The following is a 22,043-nucleotide window of genomic DNA, read 5'->3' on the forward strand; positions in this document are numbered from 1 at the left end:
ACATCTTAATTATAACTGTTAACACATTAACAATATGCGCAGAGCCCTCATCACTCTGCCAATGCCAGGAGACAAGCATGAGCCGTGCCCTGCATGACGTCGCGACCGGCACCCTGTTCGGGGTCGCGCTGAACTATCAAGGGCTGCTGAAGCAGCGCCTCGCCGAGTTCGAGCAACCGCCCTACCAGAAGCCGCCGGTCAAGCCGGTGCTGTTCATCAAGACGCCCAACACCCGTAACCGCCACGGCGCCGAGGTGGTTCATCCTGGCCAGGGGGAACGGCTGCAACCAGGACCCGCGCTGGGCGTGGTGATGGGCAAATCGGCCAGTCGCGTCAGCGCCGCCGAGGCACTGGACTATGTCGCCGGCTTCACCGTCGTCAATGAATTCAGCCTGCCGGAAGACAGCTACTACCGCCCCGCCGTCAAGGCCAAGTGCCGGGACGGGTTCTGCGCCGTCGGCCCTGAACTGGTGCCGGCCGCCCACGTTGCCGATCCCCACAGCTTGGCAATCACGCTGTATGTAAACGGTGAGATTTGCCAGCAAAACAACACTGCCAACTTCGTTCGCAACATTCCCCAGTTGATTGCCGAGATCAGCGAATTCATGACCCTGCACGCCGGGGACGTGCTGATCACCGGCACGCCTGAAGGTCGGGTCGATGTACAGCCCGGCGACCGCGTCGAAGTCGAAATCGCCGGCCTGGGCCGTCTCGTCAATATCGTCGTGGCTGAGGCAACAGGAGCACGTTCATGAAACACGCGCGCATTCGTTTTGAAGGCCAGGTCCACGCCGTCACCGTAGAAGCTCATAACGCCGTTCGTTTGGCCGACGGTCGCCTGCTGGCCGAGGATCAGGTCCAGTGGCTGCCACCGGCCACCGGCAGCATGTTCGCCCTTGGGCTGAACTACGCCGATCACGCCGCCGAACTGGCGTTCAAACCGCCGACCGAACCCCTGGTGTTCATCAAGTCATCCGGCACCTACACCGGCCACAACCAGGAGACCTGGCGCCCCGACAACGTCGCCTACATGCACTACGAGTGTGAACTGGTGGCGGTCATCGGCAAAGCCGCGCGCAACGTCAAGCGCGAGGATGCTCTGAGCTACCTGGCCGGCTACACCGTGTGCAACGACTACGCGATCCGCGACTACCTGGAAAATTACTACCGCCCCAACCTGCGGGTGAAGAACCGCGACGCCACGACACCTGTGGGCCCGTGGCTCGTCGACGTCGCCGACGTACCGGACCCGAGCAACCTGAAATTGCGGACCTGGATCAACGGCCAATTGCGTCAGGAAGGCTCGACCCGCGACATGATTTTCGACATTCCCTACTTGATCGAATACCTGTCCAGCTTCATGACCCTGAAACCCGGCGACATGATCGCCACCGGTACGCCGGAAGGCTTGGCGGACGTCGTGCCGGGCGATGAAGTGATCGTGGAAGTGGAAGGCGTCGGCCGCCTGGTCAACCAAATTGTCAGCGAAGCCGAGTTCTTCGCATCCCGTAAAGAGGCGTGAGCAGCATGATCAAGCACTGGATCAACGGCCGCGAGGTCGAAAGCAAAGACGTTTTCGTCAACTACAATCCGGCCACCGGCGAAGCCATTGGCGAAGTCGCCAGCGGCGGTGCCGAGGAAGTCGCCCAGGCCGTGGCGGCGGCCAAGGACGCGTTCCCGAAGTGGGCCAATACGCCGGCCAAGGAACGCGCCCGGTTGATGCGCAAGCTCGGTGAACTGATCGAGCAGAACGTGCCGAAACTGGCCGAACTGGAAACCCTCGACACCGGCTTGCCGATCCACCAGACCAAGAACGTGCTGATCCCGCGAGCGTCCCACAACTTCGATTTCTTCGCCGAAGTCTGCACCCGCATGGACGGTCACACGTATCCGGTCGACGATCAGATGCTCAACTACACCTTGTACCAACCGGTGGGTGTCTGTGCGCTGGTGTCGCCGTGGAACGTGCCGTTCATGACCGCGACCTGGAAGACCGCGCCCTGCCTGGCCCTGGGCAACACCGCAGTGTTGAAAATGTCCGAGCTGTCGCCCCTGACCGCCAACGAACTGGGGCGTCTGGCCGTTGAGGCCGGCATTCCCAACGGCGTGTTGAACGTGATCCAGGGATACGGTGCCACGGCCGGCGACGCGCTGGTGCGTCACCCGGATGTGCGAGCGATTTCCTTCACCGGCGGCACTGCCACCGGCAAGAAAATCATGCAGACCGCCGGGTTGAAGAAGTATTCGATGGAACTGGGCGGCAAGTCGCCGGTGCTGATTTTCGAAGACGCCGACCTTGAGCGGGCTCTTGATGCGGCGCTGTTCACCATCTTCTCGCTCAACGGTGAACGCTGCACCGCCGGCAGCCGGATCTTCATCCAGGAAAGCGTCTATCCGCAGTTCGTCGCCGAGTTCGCCGCCCGCGCCAAACGCCTGATCGTCGGTGATCCTCAGGACCCGAAGACCCAGGTCGGCTCGATGATCACCCAGGCCCACTACGACAAGGTCACCGGCTATATCAAAATCGGCATCGAAGAAGGCGCCACGCTCCTGGCCGGCGGCCTGGAACGCCCGGCCAACCTGCCGACGCACCTGAGTCGCGGCCAGTTCATCCAGCCGACAGTGTTCGCCGACGTGAACAACCAGATGCGCATCGCCCAGGAGGAAATCTTTGGTCCTGTGGTTTGCCTGATCCCGTTCAAGGACGAGGCTGAAGCCTTGCAACTGGCTAACGACACCGAGTACGGCCTGGCGTCGTACATCTGGACCCAGGACATCGGCAAAGCCCATCGCCTGGCCCATGGCATCGAGGCCGGCATGGTGTTCATCAACAGCCAGAACGTGCGCGACCTGCGCCAGCCTTTCGGCGGCGTGAAGGGTTCCGGAACCGGCCGCGAAGGTGGACAGTACAGCTTTGAAGTATTCGCCGAGATCAAGAACGTTTGCATCTCCATGGGCAGTCATCACATTCCGCGGTGGGGCGTATGACTGTAGAAAAATCTGGTGATTAACCTTGTGGCGAGGGGCTTGAGCCATCCAGAGCATCAAGCTGTGACTTACCGATTGCTCGTACTCAACAAGAACAATTTTTCAGGAGAATCATCATGGGCGAAGTCGTCCTGGCTGCGAAAATCTGCCACGTTCCCTCGATGTACCTGTCGGAGCTGCCCGGCAAGCACCACGGCTGCCGTGCAGCGGCAATTGCCGGGCATAAGGAAATCGGGCGCCGTGCCCGTGAGCTGGGCGCCGACACCGCCGTGGTGTTCGACGTGCATTGGCTGGTCAACAGCGCCTATCACGTCAACAGTGGCGAACAATTCAAAGGTATCTACACCAGCAACGAGCTGCCGCACTTCATCAAGAACATGGAGTACGAGTATTCGGGCGCCCCGGAGCTGGGCGAGTTGATCGCCGCCGAGGCCAATGCCGCCGACGTGCGCACCCTGGCCCATAACATCCCGAGCCTGGAGCTGGAATACGGCACGCTGGTGCCCATGCGCTACATGCACATGGACGTTCCGCAGGAACACAAATTCAACGTCGTATCAATTGCCGCCTGGTGCGCCTGGCATCGCCTGCAAGACAGCTTCACCTTTGGCGCCGCCGTACGCCGGGCCATCGAGAAAAGCGATCGCAAGGTGCTGGTGCTGGCCTCCGGTTCGCTGTCGCACCGGTTCTCCGACGATCGCAATGCCGAAGCCAATATCCATAACTGGACGCGCGAGTTCGACAAACAAGTCGACCTGCACGTCGTCGAACTGTGGCGCCAAGGCCGTTGGAAAGAGTTCTGCGCCATGCTCCCGGACTACGCCGAGCACTGCTTCGGCGAAGGCAAGATGCATGACACCGCCATGCTCCTGGGGCTGCTCGGGGGCCGGATTATGACAAGCCCGCCGAAATCATCACCGAGCCTTTTGGCAGCTCCGGCACCGGCCAGATCAACGCCATCTTTCCCGTTTGAGCAACAGCTTCACGCTGTCGTCGCAGGAGGCTTCCATGCCGCACTTCATTGCTGAATACACCGACAACATCGAACAGCAGGCCGACCTGCCCGGCCTGTTTGAAAAGGTCCACACCTTGCTGGGCGACAGCGGCGTGTTTCCCCTGGGCGGCATCCGCAGCCGCGGCGTGCGCCTGGACACCTGGCGCATGGCCGACGGCAAGCACGACTACGCCTTCGTGCACATGACGCTGAAAGTCGGCCACGGTCGCGATTTGGCCACGCGCCAGAAAGTCGCGGAAAAACTCTTCGAGGTAATCACCGCACACTTCGCCGACCTCCAGGCCCAACGTTTGCTGGCCCTGTCGTTCGAGATGATCGAGCTGCACGAACAGCTTAACTTCAAGGCCAACAACGTCCATGCCTTCCTCAAGGCCCAGCCACGTTAAACCTGCCTACCCGCTCGTCCCATCGGCCTCTCTGACAAAAAGTACAAGATCATGAGCACAGCCAATACCGCCGACACTGCCGGCACCATCGCGCACGACCGCACCCATGCCACCATCACCTGGCGGCTGATGCCGTTGCTGCTGGTCTGCTATCTCTTCGCCCACCTGGACCGTATCAACATCGGCTTTGCCAAGATGCAGATGAGCGCCGACCTGCAATTCAGCGACACGGTCTACGGCTTCGGCGCCGGTCTGTTCTTCATCGCCTATGCGCTGTTTGGCGTACCGAGCAACATGGCCCTGGACCGGGTCGGCCCACGCCGTTGGATCGCGACACTGATGGTGGTCTGGGGCGCCTTGTCCACCGGCATGTTCCTGATTGAAAGCGCAGCTGGCTTCTACGTCTTGCGTTTCCTGCTAGGGGTGGCCGAGGCCGGCTTCTTCCCGGGGATCCTGGTTTTTCTCAACCGCTGGTACCCGGCCCGGCGCCGAGCCCAGGTGACCGCACTGTTCGCCATCGCCGTGCCGATGGCCGGGGTGATCGGCGGGCCGTTGTCCGGTGGCATTCTGGAGCAGTTCCATGATCTTGGCGGTTTGCGCGGCTGGCAGTGGATGTTCGTCATCGAAGGGCTGCCGGTGATCCTGCTCGGCCTGGTGGTACTCAAGTGCCTGCCGGACAACTTCGAGGTGGTCAGTTGGCTCACGCCGCAAGCCAAGCAGCAACTGCGCGAACAACTGAGCGTTGAAGAGCAAGGCAAATCGATTACCTCGTTCTCGGCGATCCTCAACAACCCGCAGGTCTGGTTGCTGGTGGCGGTGTATTTCGCGGTGATGCTGGCGGTCAATACCCTCGCCTTCTGGATGCCCACCTTGATCCACGGCGCCGGCATCGGCAGCGACGGCAAGGTCGGGCTGCTCAGCGCTGTGCCCTACCTGGCCGGCTGCTTCTTCATGATCGGCTGCGGACGGTCCTCCGATCGCAATCGCGAACGGCGTTGGCACCTGTGTGTACCGCTGCTGATGGCGGCGGCCGGCATCGCGCTCGCCGGGCTCTCGCCCAGCAACCCGACCCTGGTGCTGGCTGGCCTGATTGTCGCCGGCATGGGCGCCAGCGCGGCGTTGCCGATGTTCTGGCAGCTGCCAGCGGCCTTCCTGTCCAACAGCACCCAGGCCGCCGGCATTGCCCTGATCAGCTCCTTCGGCAGCATCGCTTCATTCTTCGCCCCCTACCTGATCGGTTGGATGCGCGACACCACCCAGAGCGCCAGCCTGGCCCTGTATGCGCTGGCGCTGCTCATCGCCCTTGGCGGCCTGCTGGTGCTGCGCACCCGGGCCGCCATCGTCAATCCTCACTAAGAGATCCTTGCCATGCTCGACCAGAACCTCATCCAACAAGCCGCCGCCCGCCTCGACCATGCCGAACGTTCGCGCGAACAGGTGCGCCAGTTTTCCCTCGACCACCCGGACATCACGATCGATGATGCCTACGCCATCCAGCGCGCCTGGGTCGCACAAAAGATCAAGGACGGCCGCAAGCTGGTCGGCCACAAGATCGGCCTGACGTCCCGGGCCATGCAGGTTTCGTCGAACATCACCGAACCGGACTACGGCGCGCTGCTGGACGATATGTTCTTCGACGAAGGCACCGACATCCCGTTCGAACGCTTCATCGTGCCGCGGGTGGAAGTCGAACTGGCGTTCATCCTCGGCAAGCCGTTGAAGGGCCCGAACGTGACCGTGTTCGATGTGCTGGACGCCACCGAATGGGTGATCCCGGCGCTGGAAATCATCGACGCACGTATCCAGCAGATCGACCCACAGACCAAAGCGACCCGCAAGGTCTTCGACACCATTTCCGACAATGCCGCCAACGCCGGTGTGGTCATGGGCGGGCGCGCCGTACGGCCCACTGAGATCGACCTGCGCAAGGTGCCGGCGGTGCTCTACCGCAACGGCGTGATCGAAGAATCCGGCGTCTCGGCGGCCGTGCTCAATCATCCGGCCAAAGGCGTGGCCTGGCTGGCAAACAAGTTGGCGGCCTACGACGTGACGTTGCAACCGGGGCAAATCATTCTCGGTGGCTCCTTCACCCGCCCCGTGGCAGCCAACCCGGGCGATACCTTCCACGTCGACTACGACATGCTCGGTTCCATCGCTTGCCGTTTCGTCTGATCGGAGACCGGTTCATGGACATGCCTATCAACACCTTCAAACAACGCCTGCGCAGCGGTGAAGCGCAGATCGGCCTGTGGCTGGGCCTGGCCGATGCGTACTGTGCCGAACTCGCCGCCAACGCTGGCTTCGACTGGTTGCTGATCGACGGCGAACACGCGCCCAACGACTTGCGCACGCTGCTCGGCCAGCTCCAAGCCGTGGCACCCTACCCCAGCCAGCCGGTGATCCGCCCGGTGATTGGCGACACCGCGCTGATCAAGCAAGTGCTCGACATCGGCGTGCAAACCTTGCTGGTACCTATGGTGGAAAGCGCCGACCAGGCGCGCGAGCTGGTGCGTGCCATCCACTACCCACCCCACGGGGTGCGCGGGGTCGGCAGCGCGCTGGCCCGAGCGTCGCGCTGGAACAGCATCCCCGGCTACCTCGACAAGGCCGATGAACAGATGTGCCTGCTGGTGCAGATCGAAAGTCGCGAGGGCCTGGCTAACCTGGACGCCATCGCAGCGGTGGACGGTGTTGACGGGGTGTTCATCGGGCCGGCGGACCTGAGCGCGTCCATGGGCTTTCGTGGCAATCCCGGGCACCCGGATGTGCAAGCCGCCATCGAGGACGCCATCGGCCGCATCCGCCAGGCTGGTAAAGCGGCCGGGATTCTCAGTGCCGATGAAAAGCTGGCTCGGCGATACATCGAACTTGGCGCCGCGTTTGTCGCGGTGGGCGTGGACACCACGGTGTTGATGCGCGGTTTGCAGACCCTTGCCGCGACGTTCAAAGACACACCAAAGCCTGCGGCGGGTGGCGTGTACTGATAGCAACACAAACCTCTTGTGGCGAGGGCGCTTGCTCCCCCTGGGTCGCGCAGCGCCCCCGCTTTCTTATGATTGCTACGCAATCGAGCGGGAGCAAGCGCCCTCGCCACAAAAGCCAAGCGGGACCGCCTGGATGTCTCAGCGCCTGATCGCTTTCAAGTCATTGAGCAACCCCAGCAACGTCTGCAATTTTTCCTCCCCCAACTGACCCTGCAAGCGCTGATAGTTCGCCTCCATGCTCTGGCTCATCGAATCGAAGCTTGCCTGCCCCTGGGGTGCCAGGCGCACCAGCACCCGCCGCTGATCCTGTTCGGCCTTGCGCCGCTCCACCATGCCCGCCGCTTCCATACGCACCAATACGCCGGTCATGCTGGGCTTGAGAATGCAGGCCAGTTCGGCCAGACGATTGATCTCCAGCTCATCGTGCTGGCTGAGAATACGAATGACCCGCCACTGCTGTTCGGTCAAGCCGTGCTGATTGAGGGAAGGACGGAAAAAACCCATGGCCGCTTCACGGGCCTGTAGCAGGGTCAGGGTCAAGGATTGGCGCGGTTTGGGCATGGAGAGTGGTCGCGAAAGAAGATTTAGTTAATGAGTTAACTAAATATTAACAGCTTCCATCCAATACCGAACCATTCATTCAAAGAGTCTGGATCAGGATCAAGTAGCCTTGAACCATCGGTCCCCGCGGCGAGGGAGCTTGCTCCTGCGCCACGGGATTGCTGTCGATGCAGGCTCAAGCGCCTTTGATCACACCCTTGAGCACCGCTTTGAAATGCTCGACCTGCTCCTCGCTGAACTGGCCGAACACCTTATCCTGCTGCGCCTTGGCAATCGCCCAGAGCCCTTCGGTTTCATCGACACCCTTGCCGGTCAGGCGCACTCGATCGCCTTCATCGCTCACCAGGCCCTTGCGCTTGAGGTTGGCCACGGCTTCTTCGATCTCGCGCACCGGCATCGCCACTTCCCGCTGCAGATCGCAAAGGCTCAGCCCGGCGTCGTTCTCCAGCACCATCAACATCCGCGCTTCACTGGTACGCAACCCAGTGGACAACTGGCGAGGTTGGTAGCTGGCCTGGTAGGCCCGCAACGCTTGGGTCATCAGGTAATACAGATTGTGGCTCAAGCGACCTTGGAAGTGGCTGCTGGGGGACTGCCCCTCTTCCCGTTTGGTCATGCGGGTGTGGGGCAAGACCATCGAGTAGGCACCCTGGTGATAGAGCAACGGGGAACGCCCAAAATCGTCAAAGGCCACGACCTTGCCGATCATGATCCAGTGATCGCCGCCGTCAACCTGTTGGAATTTTTCACAGTGAAAACGCGCTGAGCAGTCCACGAACACCGGAGCGCCACCTTCGCCGGCCTCGTACTCGATCTCGGCGAAGCGGTCCTCCTTGGGCCGGGCGAAGTTGTTCGACAGGTCGATCTGGTCGGCGGCCAGCACGTTCACGGCAAAATGGCTGGAAGCTTCGAACACGCCGTGGCTGCTGGAGCGTTTGTCGATGCTCCAGAGGATCAGCGGCGGGTCCAGGGACACCGAATTGAAACTGTTGGCCGTCACGCCGACCTTGCGGCCGTCGTCAGTCGCGGCGGTGACCACGGTCACGCCAGTGGCAAAGTTGCCCAGGGCGCGGCGGAACGCGCGGGTGTCGAAAGCGGTATCGCAAACATTAGACATGCAAGACTCCCGGCCGCCTCAGGTGACGGCCTCGATTGTTGTTATATGAGCCGGGCTCGGTGTGCGAGCGGTCAAACCATGGTGGGATCGGGCTCCAGGCCCATCAATTCACGACCGAGGATCTGCGCACAGACGTCGTAGTCGGTGTAGGCGTGAGCGCCCGTGAGGTGGGCATCGCGGAACAGTCGCTGCAGTTCGTTGTTCTCAAACCACGCGCCACCACCGGCCGCCTCCATCAGGCGATCCACCGCCTGGATGCACATCTTGGTGGCATAGGCCTGGTTGGTTCGCCAGAACGCCAGGGTTTCACGGCTGGGGTATTGCTGGCGCTCGCCGTGCTCGGCATGCTCCTGCCAAGTCTTTTCCAGAAAAGCACGGGCCGCCGCCACCTGGTGGGTAGACTCGGCCAGACGCATCAAGGCTGGCGTTGCGGCACCGACCGCAGCACCGGTGTAGGCGCGCACGCGGTTGCGGGTTTTCTCGCGAAAGACCTCCAGCATACGTTCGGCTACGCCCAGGCTGACGGTGGAAAACCCACTGGCGAAATACGGACGATACGGCGAGTAGAAAATCTTGCTGTCGGGGTACAGGCCAAACCCGCCGGACGTGCCTTCCATCATGTCCTTGGCTTTCTGGATCCGATGCTCCGGCACAAAAGCCTTGTCAACGATCAACGTCTTGCTGCCACTGCCGCGCATGCCCACCGCGAACCAGTCATCGCGAATCTCATAATCGCTGCGAGGCAACACGGCGAAGCAATAGTCCTGGGTGCCTTCAGCGTTTTTGCGGCGAAACCCCATGATCGCCCACTCGGCATGGTCGCAACCACTGCTCCAGCCCATCTCACCGCTGAACGTCACACCCCCCTCGACTTCCTCGGTGCGGCCAAACGGCGCGATGCTACTGCTGGCGGTAGCATCGGGATCATCGCCCCAGATTTCCTGCTGGGTCTTGGCCGGGAACATCGCCAGCTGATGGCTGTGGGTGCACAACAGGCTCATGGCCCAGGCGGTGCTGGCGCAAGAACCGGCCAACAATGCGATGCAATCGGCAAACTGTGGCAGGGAAATCTCCATGCCCCCGTACTTTTTCGGCTGGAAGGCCTTGTGCATGCCGATGCCTTTGAGCAGGGCTATATTCTCGGCAGGGACGGTACGATCCTTTTCCGCCTGGAAGGCATTGGCGGCAATCGCCGGCAGGATAGGCTTGAGGTCTTCGAGCAGCGGATTTGGCTTTTTCATGGACGGGCTCTTTTATTATTGGCATCTACCGATCCCGCGTTTGCCCGGCAACCTGATGGTGCGCAAACCGCGGGGTCAATGATTAAGGCCGGTCCAGTATGGGCAATCGAGGGCCGCTGAAAAATGCACCTTCCAGATCCAAGATTGCACTTTTCATGGGGCCGACCCCGACCATCTGGCGCGCTCGATCAAATACCCCGGCACGGATGATCAAGACAGGTACCCCCGCCAGGGCTCTTAATAGGGCCAACGCATGCAGCGCTTTGCGAAGACGCTGCAACGGAGTTTCCTTTCACTTTGTCAGGTTGCGTCATGATCAATATCGAAACGCCCACCTATTACACGGCCACCAAGAAATACAACCTCAGCTTCCCCACCCTGGAACAGGACGTGGACGCCGACGTTGTGGTAATTGGCGGCGGTTTCTCCGGCATCAATACTGCGCTGGAGCTTGCCGAAAAAGGCATCACCAACATCGTGGTGCTGGAGGCGCGTTACCTGGGCTTCGGCGGCACCGGGCGCAACGGCGGGCAGATCATGGCCGGCATCGGTCATGACCTGGAAAAAATCAAGAAGGACGTCGGTGAAGAGGGCTTGCGCCAGGTCTTCGAGATCAGCGACCTGGGCGCCGATATCATCAAGGACCGTATCGCCAAGTACGCCATCGATGCCGATTTCTGCCATGGCTACGGCTACATGGGTTTTAACGCCCGCCAGGAAAAAACCCTGCGAGCCTGGGAAAAAGACTTCAAGTCAATCAACACCAAGCACGAGATCCGCTTCCTCGGTGGCTCCGACGTGCAACAGATCATCGGTTCCAAGGCCTACGGCAGCGCCTTGCTGCACATGGGTGGCGGGCACGTGCATTCGCTGAACCTGCTGCTGGGCGAAGCCAAGGCCCTGGTCAGCCACGGCGTGCGGATTTTCGAGAACAGCCCGGCCCTTGAGGTCAGCTATGGTGAGCGGATCACCGTGCGTACCGGCCGTGGTTCGGTCAGGGCCAGCAAGCTGCTGTGGGCCTGTGACAGTTTCCTCAACAAGCTGGAACCGGAGTTGCATCGCTCGACTATCAACACCTACGCCTTCCAGATGATGACCGAGCCATTGTCGGACGAACTGATCCAGCGCATCAGCCCGATTCGCGGTGCCTACAGCGATATTCGCCCGGTAATCGACTACTACCGCGTCACCAACGAAAACCGCCTGCTGTTCGGTGCCGCCACGCCCTTGGTGGAGCACATCCCCCAAGACCTCAAGGCTTGGAACCGGCGCCTTATGCTGAAGATTTTCCCCTACCTCAAGGATGTGAAGATCGACCTGGCCTGGGGCGGCCCGATGGCGTGCAGCCCGAACCTGTTCCCGCAGATCGGCACCCTGCCCGGTCGCAGCAATGCGTTTTTCGTCCAGGGTTACTCAGGCTTTGGCGTCACGCCGAGCCACATCATCTGCAAGGTGCTGGCCGAAGGCATGAGCGAGGGCTCGGCGCGCTACGACCTGGTCAGCTCGATCCACCGCCCGACCATCATCGGCAAAGACGCCATCCGCCCACTGCTGCTGACTGCCGGCAAGTCCTGGCATCAGTTGTCGGGTTACTGGAGTGGCCGTCGCTGATGGTCAATACAACCCTGATGCCAGTCAGTTAAGCGACCCCCTGTGGCAGCGAGCTTGCTCGCGAAGACGGCGCAACAGTCAACTTCAATGCTGCCTGACCCACCGCTATCGCGAGCAAGCTCGCTGCCACAGGGTCGAGGTTCAACTGACTGGCACTGGACAAGCCCCACCTTTGTTTTTTCACTCATCAGGAGTCACTGCCATGCCCCTCATCACCCTCGAAAAAGACATCCAGCTGTCCGAACTTGACGCCTGGGGTACTGTCGCCGACCTCGGCTCACAAATTCTCGAAGGCGAGGTCAAAGCCTTCGGCAAGATGACCTTTGGCGCCCCGACCGACCCGATCAGCAGTGCCTATTTCGGCACCACGCAAGGCAAGTTCCGCATGGTTTATCCATTCACGGAACAAGCCACCGTGGTCACCGGCGAAGTGGTCCTCACCGATGAAACCACCGGCCAGAGCACCCGCTACAAGGCTGGCGACAGCTGGTTCGTGACCAAGGGCACGCCCGTACTGTGGGAAGTGGTCAGCGAAAGTTTCGTCAAGCACTACTTCGCGGTAGCCTGATCGAACCCGGCCGCCGCCCCCCACCGGCGGCCTCTTGACGAAGGTCGCGACCATGAACGTCATCCCCACCCAGGACATCGCCGGCCACTGCCTGCACGCGTTCACCCAGCTCATTCCCGTCAGCCGGGCGGCTTTCTACTGCGTCGACCGGCACCTGCAAGCCCATGACTTCAACCTGCAAGGCATGAGCGGCGAGATGCATCGCGATTATCTGGACAACTATCGCCAGTTCGACCCGTTGCAACCGCGCAATTGCCTGTCCAGCGGTTTGGCCGTGGTGCCCCTGGGCCTGGCGATGGCCCGTCAACCGATACGGGACAACCATCGCTATCGCAGCTTCTTGCAGCGCTATGGCGTTGTGGATGTCGTGGAAGTCTTCGCCCACCGGAACGGTCAGCCCCAGGCCGCCATTTCGTTGTTGCGTACCGCCGAACAAGGTGCCTTCACCCACCAGCAGTTGACCCAACTCACGGCGTTGCAGACCCTGCTGCAACTGGCCGTCGCCCATCTTCCCCCCCATGAGGACGCATTAAGCGACCTGACACCCAAGGAGCGCCAGATCGCATTGCTGTTGCGCCAGGGCGTGAGCAACAAGCAATTGGCCCGGGAGCTGGACGTGGGCTTGCCGACCATCAAGACCCACCTGATCAACCTGTTCCGCAAAGTGGGTGTAAGCAGTCGTACCGAGTTGGTCAGCGCCCTGTTCCTCCCACCGGTTCAACCATTCGGTTGATAGGCCAACCTTGCTCAGAACCGCATGATCCGGGTGGCTATCTTATCCAACCGGAGCCTTGCAATGAGCACACCTACAGACTGGATCACCGTCGGCGCCCTGGCTGACGGCTTCGCCCCTGAAGCTTTCATCCTGCCCAACCTGGCCGATTTGAAGAACAAGACCTTCATCCTGAATTTCGCCAATGGCTGGCAGATCGAGCATCGATTTGAACAAGACACCGTGTCCTGGGACGCGGCTGACGGGCACCCCAGCGGCACCGCGTCGTATCGAGCCACGTCGGTACGCCCAGGCCTGTACCTGGTGGATTTCCTCAAGGGTGAAGGCGCTCAAACCTTCTCGGTCAGCCTTGTGCTCGATACCGCCAGCGCTGCATTCACTGCCGTGCTCGGCCGTATGCCCGCGCCGGAGCAAACCCGTGAAGGCCTTTACAGCCGCGCCTTGGCCGGCAAGCCACTGACCTCGGTTGAAGTGCAATTTCTCCACGGCAGCCTCGACCGCCCTTGGCAGCCAGGCCTGTGCCCGCACGTACCGACCGGCGAACTGGTGGGGTTGCGCAACCTGTATCGCTACAGCCCGAGCGAGGTCTACGAACACATTTACCTGAACGAGCAGTTCTACGCCTGGCAATGCCTCAAGGGTGTTGAACAAGGCCTGTGCGACACCGATCGCTGCGACACCTACAAAATCACCGATCAGTTGTACCTGTTCGTCTGGCGGGAAAAGATCATCCCGACCCTGGGCCTGGTGTTGATCGACCTACAACAGCACCGCAGCGACGGCAAGATTTTCGGTTACGCCGGAGCGTCCTTCGACGAGTTTTCCAATTTCCCGATCAGTTCCTACTGCCAGGTGCTCAACCGGACGGAGTATCCCGATGCCTGAATTACGCACCATCGTGATCACCGGCGCCGGCACCGGTATCGGTGCCGCCTGCGCCCGTTCGTATGCCGCCGAAGGCGCCAACCTGGTGTTGATCGGCAGGCGCCGCGAGCCCCTGGAGCAACTGGCCGAGGAAATCGGCGGCCTGGTGTTGGTGGGCGATGCCGCCTGCCCAACGACCTGGGACGGTTTCATCGCACAAATCCGCGAGCGCCATGGCCGACTCGATGTGTTGCTGGCCTGTGCCGGCGGCATGGGTTTGGGCAGCGCCACCGAGACCAGCCCGCAGTCCTGGGAAGCGGCACTGCGCAGCAACCTCGACAGCGCCTTCTACAGCGCGCGGGCTTGCCTGCCGCTGCTGCAAGAAAGTGCCGGCGCCATTGTATTGATCGCCTCCATTGCTTCATTGGCGGCAGGACCGCACGTCTGCGGCTACACCACCACCAAGCATGCGCTGCTGGGCCTGAACCGCTCCCTGGCGCGGGACTATGGCCCCAGAGGCGTACGAGTCAACGCCGTCTGCCCCGGCTGGGTGCGCACGCCAATGGCCGATGAGGAAATGCAGGTACTGATGCAGTTTCATGGCCAGACGCTGCAACAGGCCTACGACCGGGTCTGCGCCGATGTGCCGTTGCGCCGACCCGCCAGCGCGCAGGAGATTGCCAATGCCTGTCGCTTCCTGGCATCGGAACAAGCCTCGATCATCACCGGTGCGACGCTGGTGGCCGACGGCGGTTCCAGCATCGTAGACGTGCCAACCCTGGCGTTCAGTCGGATGGAGCAGCCCCATGCCTGATGACCTGGATTTCAGCGGCAAAACCGTGCTGGTGACCGGCGGGGCCCAAGGCATTGGCCGGGCCATCGTCGAAGCCTTCGCTATGCGCGGGGCTCGCGTGGTGATCGCCGACCTCGGTCTGGCGCAGGCTGAGGCAGTGGCGAGCCAATTGACTGCCCAGGGTAGTCAGGTGGACGCCGTAGGTGTCGACCTGGCCGACGCCACGGCGATCTCCGGGATGATGGCCGGGCTGGAGCAACGCCTGGGAAGACTGGATATCCTGGTGCACAACGCCGGGTATTTCCCGCTGACGCCCTTCGCCCTGATCACGCCGCCGTTACTTGAGCGAACGCTGGCGGTGAACCTGTCGGCGCTGTTCTGGCTGACCCAGGCCGCACTGCCGATGTTCCGGCGCCAGGGCCAGGGTTGCGTGCTGGTGACCTCCTCGGTCACCGGTCCGCAAGTGGCCTATCCGGGCCTGAGCCACTACGCGGCATCCAAGGCCGGGGTCAACGGTTTCATACGCAATGCGGCGCTGGAACTGGCAGCTGAGAATGTGCGCGTCAACGGCGTCGAGCCCGGCATGATCGCAACACCGGCCATGACGAACCTCGGGGATGATGAAGTCAACCAGGACATCGCCCGCCGGGTGCCGCTGGGGCGACTGGGCAAGCCGAGCGACATCGCCGGGGCCATGCTGTTCCTGGCATCGGACTTGGCCGCGTATGTCACCGGGCAAACCCTGGTGGTCGATGGTGGCTCGACTTTGCCGGAGGTTTGAGTTTGGGAGCCGGGTTCTTCCGGCAATAGTGGTAGACCTGCCTGCTCAAATGTCGAATGTGCCGCCGCCATCGCGAGCAAGCTCGCTCCCACATTGCGGGGCAATCACAAAGTCTGCTTCCACAACCAATCCCTGTGGGAGCGAGCTTGCTCGCGATCAACGATGACGCGGTTTGGTTGAAGCCCACGTCATCGCCCGAAGCGTCCTTAAGGTTTGACTCAGGCCCGCGCCTGACCGAAGCTTGCGACACTTCACGCTTCTGGTTATGGATTTCCTGCATGCACCTGCCCCGCCGCTACCTGCTTATCAGCCTGTCCGTCCTGTTGGTGATCGGTCTCGTCGCAATGTGGCTACGTAGCACCACCCCGCAAATCCCCGAAGCGATCAAGCGTGGCTACAGTGAAGCCTTGGAAAAGGCCCGCAACGGGCAGCCGGGCGCGGCGCGGGTGCTTTATCAGCAGCTGGGACGCCCGGACCTCTCGCCCAAGCGGCGCGTGTGGCTGCACGCCGAGCTGCCCAACTACCCAAGCCCGCAAGCCCTCAAGCTGGCGGCTGCGGACCTGCACAGCGAATCGCCAGACGTACGTCGAGCAGCCATTGCCAGCATCGTCGGGTTGGTGCCGACCGGCCAACGCAGCCTGCTGCTGGGGCCGTTGCTCGATGATGACGACCAGAGCGTCCGGTTCGCCGCCGTGAACGCCCTGCTGGGCTCGTCACCTGACGACCTGGGCCTGTATTTCGGCGCGATGCAGCTCGCCATCGATACCTGGGAGCAGGTGCTTGGGGACGGCCCGCAAACCGCCGAGTCCTTCTATCAGCTCGCTCGCCTGCACCTGCACAATGCCGAGTTGAAAAAGGCCCAGCAGGCGCTGGAACAATCCTTGCGCCTGCAACCGGACAACCTGCCGGCACTGGTCATGCAGATCGAAGTGCTGGACAAACTGGGCCAGGGCGAAACCGCAAGGCAGTTACTTGCCCGGCAGTTGCAAACCCAACCCAACTCGGCTTATCTGCAACATGCATTGGGCATGTGGCTGCTGCAACATGGCCAGAACGAATACGCGGTACTGGGCCTGGCCAAAGCCGTGGAACTGGAGCCCAATAACCGGACTTACCGTTATGACCTGGCAACCACCCTGCACGCCGAGCAGGAACTGGAAGCCGCGCAGAAACAACTGCAGGAAATCGTCCAGCGCTACCCCGCCGACCGCAAGGCCCGGGTGTTGTTGATCAACTACTGGAAGGAGACCGGACAGCTGCAGAATGTGCAGATCCTGTTGGCCCAGCTCGAGCAGCTCAACCCCGACGATCCGGCGTTGCAGCAAGGCCTTTAGGCATCGCACCGCCAGCCAGAAGTTGTGCAGTAGACCTCGTTTTGCAACAGAAAGCGGAACCGCCATCATCGCAAAAGGTCAAGTGTTCAGGCAGTTCATTCTCAGGCGTACTCCAGCCTGCTGCCCACTTCCCTAGTCATGAGAGGGCTATTTTTGTCTACATCTAACGAGTTGATCAGCGCAAAAGCCGCCACCGGTATCGAAGGGTTAGACGATATCCTTTCCGGTGGTCTGTCCCGCGGCCATGTGTTCCTGCTGGAAGGGGAACCCGGCACCGGTAAAACCACAGTCGCGTTGCAATTCCTGCTGGCCGGTGCCAAGGCCGGTGAGCGCTCGTTGTACATCACGCTATCGGAAACCGAGCGTGAACTGCGCCAGGGTGCGGCGTCCCACGGCTGGACGATCGATGAAAACGTCCATATCTTCGAGCTGACCCCGCCCGAAAGCCTGCTCAATGCCGAGCATCAGCAAAGCCTGTTGTATTCCTCGGACCTGGAGCTGGGCGAGGCGACCCGCCAGATTTTCGAAGTGGTCGAGCGTGTCAAGCCAACCCGGGTGGTGCTCGACAGCCTGTCGGAGATCCGCCTGCTGGCGCAAAGCTCCCTGCGCTATCGCCGCCAGATCCTGGCAATCAAACACTACTTCGTGCGCTACGATGCCACCGTGTTGCTGCTGGACGACTTGACCACCGAGTCCCTGGACAAGACCGTGCACAGCGTCGCCCACGGGGTGATTCGCCTGGAAGAACTGACCCCCAATTACGGCGCCGAGCGGCGACGGATCCGGGTGGTGAAGTATCGCGGGCAAAAATACCGCGGCGGCTTTCACGATTTCACCATCATGGGCGACGGCATCCATGTTTTCCCGCGCCTGGTGGCCGCCGAACACCGAGGGCAGTATCTGCGCAAACAGCTCTCCAGCGGCCTCAGTGGCGTGGATGCCCTGCTCGGTGGCGGTATCGAAACCGGCTCCAGCACGTTGATCCTGGGTCCCGCCGGCACCGGCAAGTCATTGATTTCGATGATCTTTGCCGCCGCTGCCGTGCAGCGTGGCGAGAAAGCCGCGCTGTTCATCTTCGACGAAGAGTTGGGCCTGCTGTTCGAGCGCATGAAGAACGTAGGCATCGACCTGGAGGCACTGAGAAAAACCGGCAACCTGGTGATCGAACAGGTGGACGCTGCCGAGCTGTCTCCCGGCGAATTCTCACATCGGGTGCGCCGTTGCGTCGATGAAGGCAACATCAAGACCGTAGTGATCGACAGCATCAACGGCTACCAGGCCGCCATGCCAGAGGAAAACGCGCTGGTGCTGCATGTGCATGAACTGTTGCTCTATCTGAACCGCAGGGGCGCGGCGACCTTCATGACCGTGGCCCAGCACGGCCTGGTGGGCGATATGCAAGCGCCTGTGGACATCACCTACCTGGCCGACACGGTGATTCTGCTGCGTTACTTCGAAGCACTGGGCAAGGTTCGCCGCGCAATATCCATTATCAAGAAACGCACCGGCAGCCACGAATCCACCATTCGCGAATACCGCATCAGCCCCCTGGGCATGACCATCGGCGAACCGCTGGAAGCATTCCAGGGGGTATTGCGCGGAGTGCCGAACTATGTCGGAGCGGATAACCCGTTGCTCAAGGATGACCTACCGTGACGTTGACCGAGCCCCTGTCGGAGCGGGCATTGATCCTCGCTCCGCTGGGACGGGACAGCCAGATCGCCCTGATGATCCTCAACGAAGCCGGCTTTGCCGGCCTCATCTGTCGCCATCTGGCGCACCTGTGCGAGGAGCTGGAGCACGGCGCCGGGCTGCTGGTGGTGTCTTCCGAAGCCCTGGTCGGGCCGGATCTGGAAACGTTGCTACTGCATATCGAGCAGCAACCGGCCTGGTCCGACCTGCCTATCGTCCTGCTGACCCACCACGGCGGCCCCGAGCAGAATCCGGCGGCCCGCATCGGCGCGCAACTGGGTAACGTGACCTTCCTCGAGCGTCCTTTTCACCCGGTAACCCTGGTCAGCCTGGTGACCACTGCAGTACGTGGTCGCCGAAGGCAGTACGAGGCGCGAGACCGCCTGATCGACCTCAGCAACAGTGAACTGCGCCTGCAAACGACCCTCGAAACCCTCGAGCAGCAGGTGGAAGAGCGCACCGCTCAACTGCGGCACAACGAAGAGGCCCTGCGCCAATCGCAGAAAATGGAAGCCGTCGGCCAGCTCACTGGCGGTATTGCCCATGACTTCAACAACATGCTCACCGGGATCATCGGCAGCCTGGAACTGCTGCGTCGGCGCCTGGCCCGGGGCCGCACCGAGGATCTGGACAGTCTGATCGACCTGGGTGTGACCTCCGCCAACCGCGCAGCGGGCCTGACCCATCGCCTGCTGGCCTTTTCCCGGCGACAATCACTGGACTCCAAGGCTGTTCAGATGAACACGCTGGTGCTGTCCATGGGGGAGCTTTTGCAACGCAGCCTCAACGAAAGCATCCGGCTGGACATGCAGTTGGACGATCAGCTCTGGATCGCCGAAGCCGACCCCAACCAACTGGAAAGCGCCCTGCTCAACCTGGTGCTCAACGCCCGTGACGCGATGCCGACCGGCGGCAAGTTGGCGGTGCAGACGTTCAACCGCCACCTGGATGCCGGCTTCACCGATGCCTTCTCCAACCTGGAGCCCGGCGATTACGTGGTTCTGAGTGTGCAGGACACCGGCTGCGGCATGCCCGAAGCAATCATCAGTCGCGCCTTCGACCCATTCTTCACCACCAAGCCGATCGGCCAAGGCACCGGGCTCGGCCTGTCGATGATCTATGGGTTCAGCAAGCAATCGCGCGGTCATGTGACCATCGACAGCGAAGTCGGCAAAGGCACCACGGTCAATCTTTACCTGCCCCGCTTCATCGGTGAACAGGTACAAGAAACCCAGGTCGTCACGCAGCACGCGCCGAACGCACAGGATGGCGAGACGGTGCTGATCGTCGAAGACGATCCGGCGGTGCGGGTGCTGGTCAGTGCCGTATTGAGTGAGTTGGGTTACGCCTTTGTCGAGGCCGCTGACGCCAACCAGGCGGTGCCGATTCTCCAGTCAGGCCAACGCATCGATCTGTTGATCAGCGACGTCGGCCTGCCGGGCATGAATGGCCGGCAACTGGCGGAAATCGGTCGGCAGATCCGCCCGGACCTGCGGGTGCTGTTCATCACCGGGTACGCCGAGCATGCAGCGGTACGTGGTGGCTTCCTTGATCCGGGCATGCAGATGATCACCAAGCCGTTCACCTTTGACTTGTTGACCGCCAAGGTGCGGGAGATGATCAAGATTTGAGGCGATGGTAATTGCGATCGGGTCCAGGGTGGTAAACCTGTGGCGAGGGGATGCCCCCTCGCCACAAGCCATGTCCCCGGTCCAAACAAAACCTACGACAGCATGGACTGCATGATGTGTTGCAACTCATCCAGGTCGAAGGGTTTATCCAGGATCGGAGCCTTGCGGGTGATCGGGCTGTCGGTGTCGCGCACTTCCTGCGCGTAGCCGCTGATGAAGATGACTTTCAGGTCGGGGCGCAATCGGACCGCCGGTTCAGCGATCTGCACGCCGGTGATGCCGCCCGGTAGGCGGAAGTCGGTGATCATCATGTCCAGGTGGGGTTTGCTCGCCAGGATCTCGAACGCCTGCTCGCCGTTTTCTGCCTGCAGTATCCGATACCCTTCACCTGATAAATAAGCAGACAACACCATCAGGATCGACGGGTCATCCTCGACAATCAGTACAACGTCTTGCGCATCTTCACTCATGAGAAGCCTTTGTTCGATCAATAGCTGCTGATACGACCTTAGGGTCACCCAGAGGTTGCGTCTGTTCGACGGTTTTGTGCAAGGCCGTTTTCTGCAAGGGTAGGCAAACACGAAACAACGCCCCTTCGTTGAGGCGGCTGTTGACCGTGATCGTCCCGCCATGAGCGGACACAATCTGCTCGGAGATGTACAGGCCCAGGCCCAGGCCGGAGGCGACTGCCTTGGAGGATACCCGCTCGAATTGCTGGAAGATGCGCCGCTGGTTTTCTTCGCTGATGCCGATGCCGTGATCCTGGACCTCGACGCAAGCATGGCCAGGGGTCTTGTAGACGCGTACCTCGATCGGGCTCTTACCGCCGTAGCGCAAGGCGTTGGTCAGCAGGTTCGACACCACCTGCTCGATCCGAAACTCATCCCAGAAGCCCTCCACCGCCGGCTCTGCGGTACAGATCAATGAACATTCGGCCGCCGCGATCTGCGGCTGGAAATTGTGCAGCAGGTTCTGCACCAGCGCCGTCAGGTTGAAACGCGTAGGCCGGATCGACAACTTGCCGGTGCGAATCCGAGAGACGTCCAGCATGTCTTCGATCAATCGGATCAGGCTCTTGATCTGGCGTTCGTCGCGCTCGACCATCGCCCGCACCTTGTCCAGGCTGAAGGCCGCGGCGTTGTCCCGGGCCAAGTGCATCTTGCGCAGTTGCGTCTCGAGAATCAGGCCATTGAGGGGCGTACGCACCTCGTGGGCGACGATCGACATGAAGTCATCACGCATCCGCACCGCCTGCTCCAGCTCGCTGCGCGTGGCTTCCAACTGCTGCAACAGAATCTCCTGCTCCCGGCGACTCTGCTCCAGGGCAACGACCTGCTCCTTCATCGCCTTTCTCTGGCGATAGAGTTCGACGAACACATTGACCTTGCTTTTGACCGCGTGGGTATCCAGCGGCTTGTGCAGAAAGTCCACCGCCCCGCTTTCATAGCCGGTGAAGGCATAGTTGCGTTCACGACCGGCGGCGCTGACAAAAATGATCGGGATGCTACGGGTTTTCTCCGTACCGCGCATCAGCTCGGCCAGCTCGAAACCGTTCATTCCCGGCATCTGCACATCGATGATGGCCAGGGCAAACTCATGCTGTAGCAGCAGCGACAGTGCTTCATCAGCCGACAGGGCTTTGAAGACCTCCCGGTCGTCGCGTTTGATCAATGCATCCAGGGCCAACAGATTCTCTGGCAGATCGTCCACGATCAGCAGCTTGGCTTGAATATCTCTTGGCATG

21 protein-coding genes and 1 pseudogene are annotated in these 22,043 nt (G+C 61.4%); 17 read left to right on the forward strand and 5 right to left on the reverse strand.

All coding sequences use genetic code 11. The features are described from left to right. Positions 1-77: 77 nt before the first annotated feature. The 8 genes and pseudogenes from J9870_RS15720 to hpaI all read left to right on the forward strand — a co-directional run bounded on the left by J9870_RS15720 (position 78) and on the right by hpaI (position 7,373). Complete coding sequence (locus tag J9870_RS15720; protein ID WP_210638929.1) at positions 78-755, forward strand: fumarylacetoacetate hydrolase family protein; 678 nt, start codon at positions 78-80, stop codon at positions 753-755. After that, the gene (locus tag J9870_RS15725) at positions 752-1,522 is read left to right on the forward strand and encodes a fumarylacetoacetate hydrolase family protein (RefSeq protein WP_210638930.1); all 771 of its coding nucleotides are present in this window, start codon (positions 752-754) and stop codon (positions 1,520-1,522) included. The genes J9870_RS15720 and J9870_RS15725 overlap by 4 nt, the downstream gene beginning before the upstream one ends. A gap of 5 nt (positions 1,523-1,527) precedes the next feature. Further along, positions 1,528-2,988: a 5-carboxymethyl-2-hydroxymuconate semialdehyde dehydrogenase gene (hpaE, locus tag J9870_RS15730; protein WP_210638931.1), complete on the forward strand. Its 1,461-nt coding sequence runs from the start codon at positions 1,528-1,530 to the stop codon at positions 2,986-2,988. A 116-nt stretch (positions 2,989-3,104) separates the two neighbouring features. Next, positions 3,105-3,961 (forward strand): annotated as a pseudogene (gene hpaD, locus J9870_RS15735) (3,4-dihydroxyphenylacetate 2,3-dioxygenase). A 35-nt stretch (positions 3,962-3,996) separates the two neighbouring features. Further along, positions 3,997-4,389, forward strand: a complete 393-nt coding sequence (locus J9870_RS15740) for a 5-carboxymethyl-2-hydroxymuconate Delta-isomerase (RefSeq protein ID WP_210638932.1) — start codon at positions 3,997-3,999, stop codon at positions 4,387-4,389. 51 nt (positions 4,390-4,440) lie between these two features. Continuing rightward, a complete protein-coding gene (locus J9870_RS15745) occupies positions 4,441-5,745 on the forward strand; it encodes an MFS transporter (RefSeq protein ID WP_210638933.1) in 1,305 nt (434 codons plus the stop codon). Between the two features lie 12 nt (positions 5,746-5,757). Continuing rightward, complete coding sequence (gene hpaH, locus J9870_RS15750) at positions 5,758-6,561, forward strand: 2-oxo-hept-4-ene-1,7-dioate hydratase (protein WP_135845276.1); 804 nt, start codon at positions 5,758-5,760, stop codon at positions 6,559-6,561. A 14-nt stretch (positions 6,562-6,575) separates the two neighbouring features. Beyond that, the gene (gene hpaI / locus J9870_RS15755; RefSeq protein WP_210638934.1) at positions 6,576-7,373 is read left to right on the forward strand and encodes a 4-hydroxy-2-oxoheptanedioate aldolase; all 798 of its coding nucleotides are present in this window, start codon (positions 6,576-6,578) and stop codon (positions 7,371-7,373) included. Between the two features lie 138 nt (positions 7,374-7,511). On the opposite strand, the gene hpaR is transcribed toward hpaI, so the two are convergent. The 3 genes from hpaR to J9870_RS15770 form a co-directional block, all read right to left on the reverse strand. After that, positions 7,512-7,934 (reverse strand): homoprotocatechuate degradation operon regulator HpaR, encoded by a 423-nt coding sequence (gene hpaR / locus J9870_RS15760; protein ID WP_210638935.1) that lies wholly within the window; start codon positions 7,932-7,934, stop codon positions 7,512-7,514. Positions 7,935-8,109: 175 nt separating this feature from the next. After that, entirely contained in the window at positions 8,110-9,051 is a 942-nt protein-coding gene (locus J9870_RS15765; RefSeq protein ID WP_210638936.1) for a p-hydroxyphenylacetate 3-hydroxylase reductase component, read from the reverse strand. Between the two features lie 71 nt (positions 9,052-9,122). Further along, on the reverse strand, positions 9,123-10,292 hold the full coding sequence (locus J9870_RS15770) for a p-hydroxyphenylacetate 3-hydroxylase oxygenase component (RefSeq protein ID WP_210638937.1): 1,170 nt from the start codon (positions 10,290-10,292) through the stop codon (positions 9,123-9,125). A gap of 312 nt (positions 10,293-10,604) precedes the next feature. On the opposite strand from J9870_RS15770, the gene J9870_RS15775 reads away from it, so the two are divergent. The 9 genes from J9870_RS15775 to J9870_RS15815 all read left to right on the forward strand — a co-directional run bounded on the left by J9870_RS15775 (position 10,605) and on the right by J9870_RS15815 (position 20,299). Continuing rightward, complete coding sequence (locus J9870_RS15775) at positions 10,605-11,903, forward strand: FAD-binding oxidoreductase (RefSeq protein ID WP_210638938.1); 1,299 nt, start codon at positions 10,605-10,607, stop codon at positions 11,901-11,903. Between the two features lie 202 nt (positions 11,904-12,105). After that, the gene (locus tag J9870_RS15780) at positions 12,106-12,471 is read left to right on the forward strand and encodes a cupin domain-containing protein (protein WP_210638939.1); all 366 of its coding nucleotides are present in this window, start codon (positions 12,106-12,108) and stop codon (positions 12,469-12,471) included. Positions 12,472-12,523: 52 nt separating this feature from the next. Beyond that, entirely contained in the window at positions 12,524-13,204 is a 681-nt protein-coding gene (locus J9870_RS15785; protein WP_210638940.1) for a helix-turn-helix transcriptional regulator, read from the forward strand. A gap of 63 nt (positions 13,205-13,267) precedes the next feature. Further along, positions 13,268-14,089 carry a molybdenum cofactor biosynthesis F family protein gene (locus tag J9870_RS15790; RefSeq protein ID WP_210638941.1) on the forward strand — a complete coding sequence of 274 codons (822 nt, stop codon included), beginning with the start codon at positions 13,268-13,270 and terminating at the stop codon, positions 14,087-14,089. Further along, positions 14,082-14,882, forward strand: a complete 801-nt coding sequence (locus J9870_RS15795; protein WP_210638942.1) for an SDR family oxidoreductase — start codon at positions 14,082-14,084, stop codon at positions 14,880-14,882. Before J9870_RS15790 ends, J9870_RS15795 begins: the two co-directional genes overlap by 8 nt. After that, entirely contained in the window at positions 14,875-15,642 is a 768-nt protein-coding gene (locus J9870_RS15800) for an SDR family oxidoreductase (RefSeq protein WP_210638943.1), read from the forward strand. The genes J9870_RS15795 and J9870_RS15800 overlap by 8 nt, the downstream gene beginning before the upstream one ends. A 278-nt stretch (positions 15,643-15,920) precedes the next feature. Next, positions 15,921-16,976: a tetratricopeptide repeat protein gene (locus J9870_RS15805; RefSeq protein ID WP_210638944.1), complete on the forward strand. Its 1,056-nt coding sequence runs from the start codon at positions 15,921-15,923 to the stop codon at positions 16,974-16,976. A 153-nt stretch (positions 16,977-17,129) separates the two neighbouring features. After that, positions 17,130-18,632, forward strand: a complete 1,503-nt coding sequence (locus J9870_RS15810) for an ATPase domain-containing protein (RefSeq protein ID WP_210638945.1) — start codon at positions 17,130-17,132, stop codon at positions 18,630-18,632. Beyond that, complete coding sequence (locus J9870_RS15815) at positions 18,629-20,299, forward strand: response regulator (RefSeq protein WP_210638946.1); 1,671 nt, start codon at positions 18,629-18,631, stop codon at positions 20,297-20,299. Before J9870_RS15810 ends, J9870_RS15815 begins: the two co-directional genes overlap by 4 nt. 92 nt (positions 20,300-20,391) lie before the next feature. Here the strand turns inward: J9870_RS15815 and J9870_RS15820 are convergent, their stop codons facing one another. Together J9870_RS15820 and J9870_RS15825 are read right to left on the reverse strand one after the other, a co-directional pair. After that, positions 20,392-20,769 (reverse strand): response regulator, encoded by a 378-nt coding sequence (locus tag J9870_RS15820; protein WP_210638947.1) that lies wholly within the window; start codon positions 20,767-20,769, stop codon positions 20,392-20,394. Next, on the reverse strand, positions 20,762-22,042 hold the full coding sequence (locus tag J9870_RS15825) for a hybrid sensor histidine kinase/response regulator (RefSeq protein WP_210638948.1): 1,281 nt from the start codon (positions 22,040-22,042) through the stop codon (positions 20,762-20,764). The genes J9870_RS15820 and J9870_RS15825 overlap by 8 nt, the downstream gene beginning before the upstream one ends. Between the last annotated feature and the right edge of the window lies 1 nt (position 22,043).

The organism is Pseudomonas sp. Tri1 (assembly GCF_017968885.1).
In the GTDB taxonomy this organism is placed as follows: domain Bacteria; phylum Pseudomonadota; class Gammaproteobacteria; order Pseudomonadales; family Pseudomonadaceae; genus Aquipseudomonas.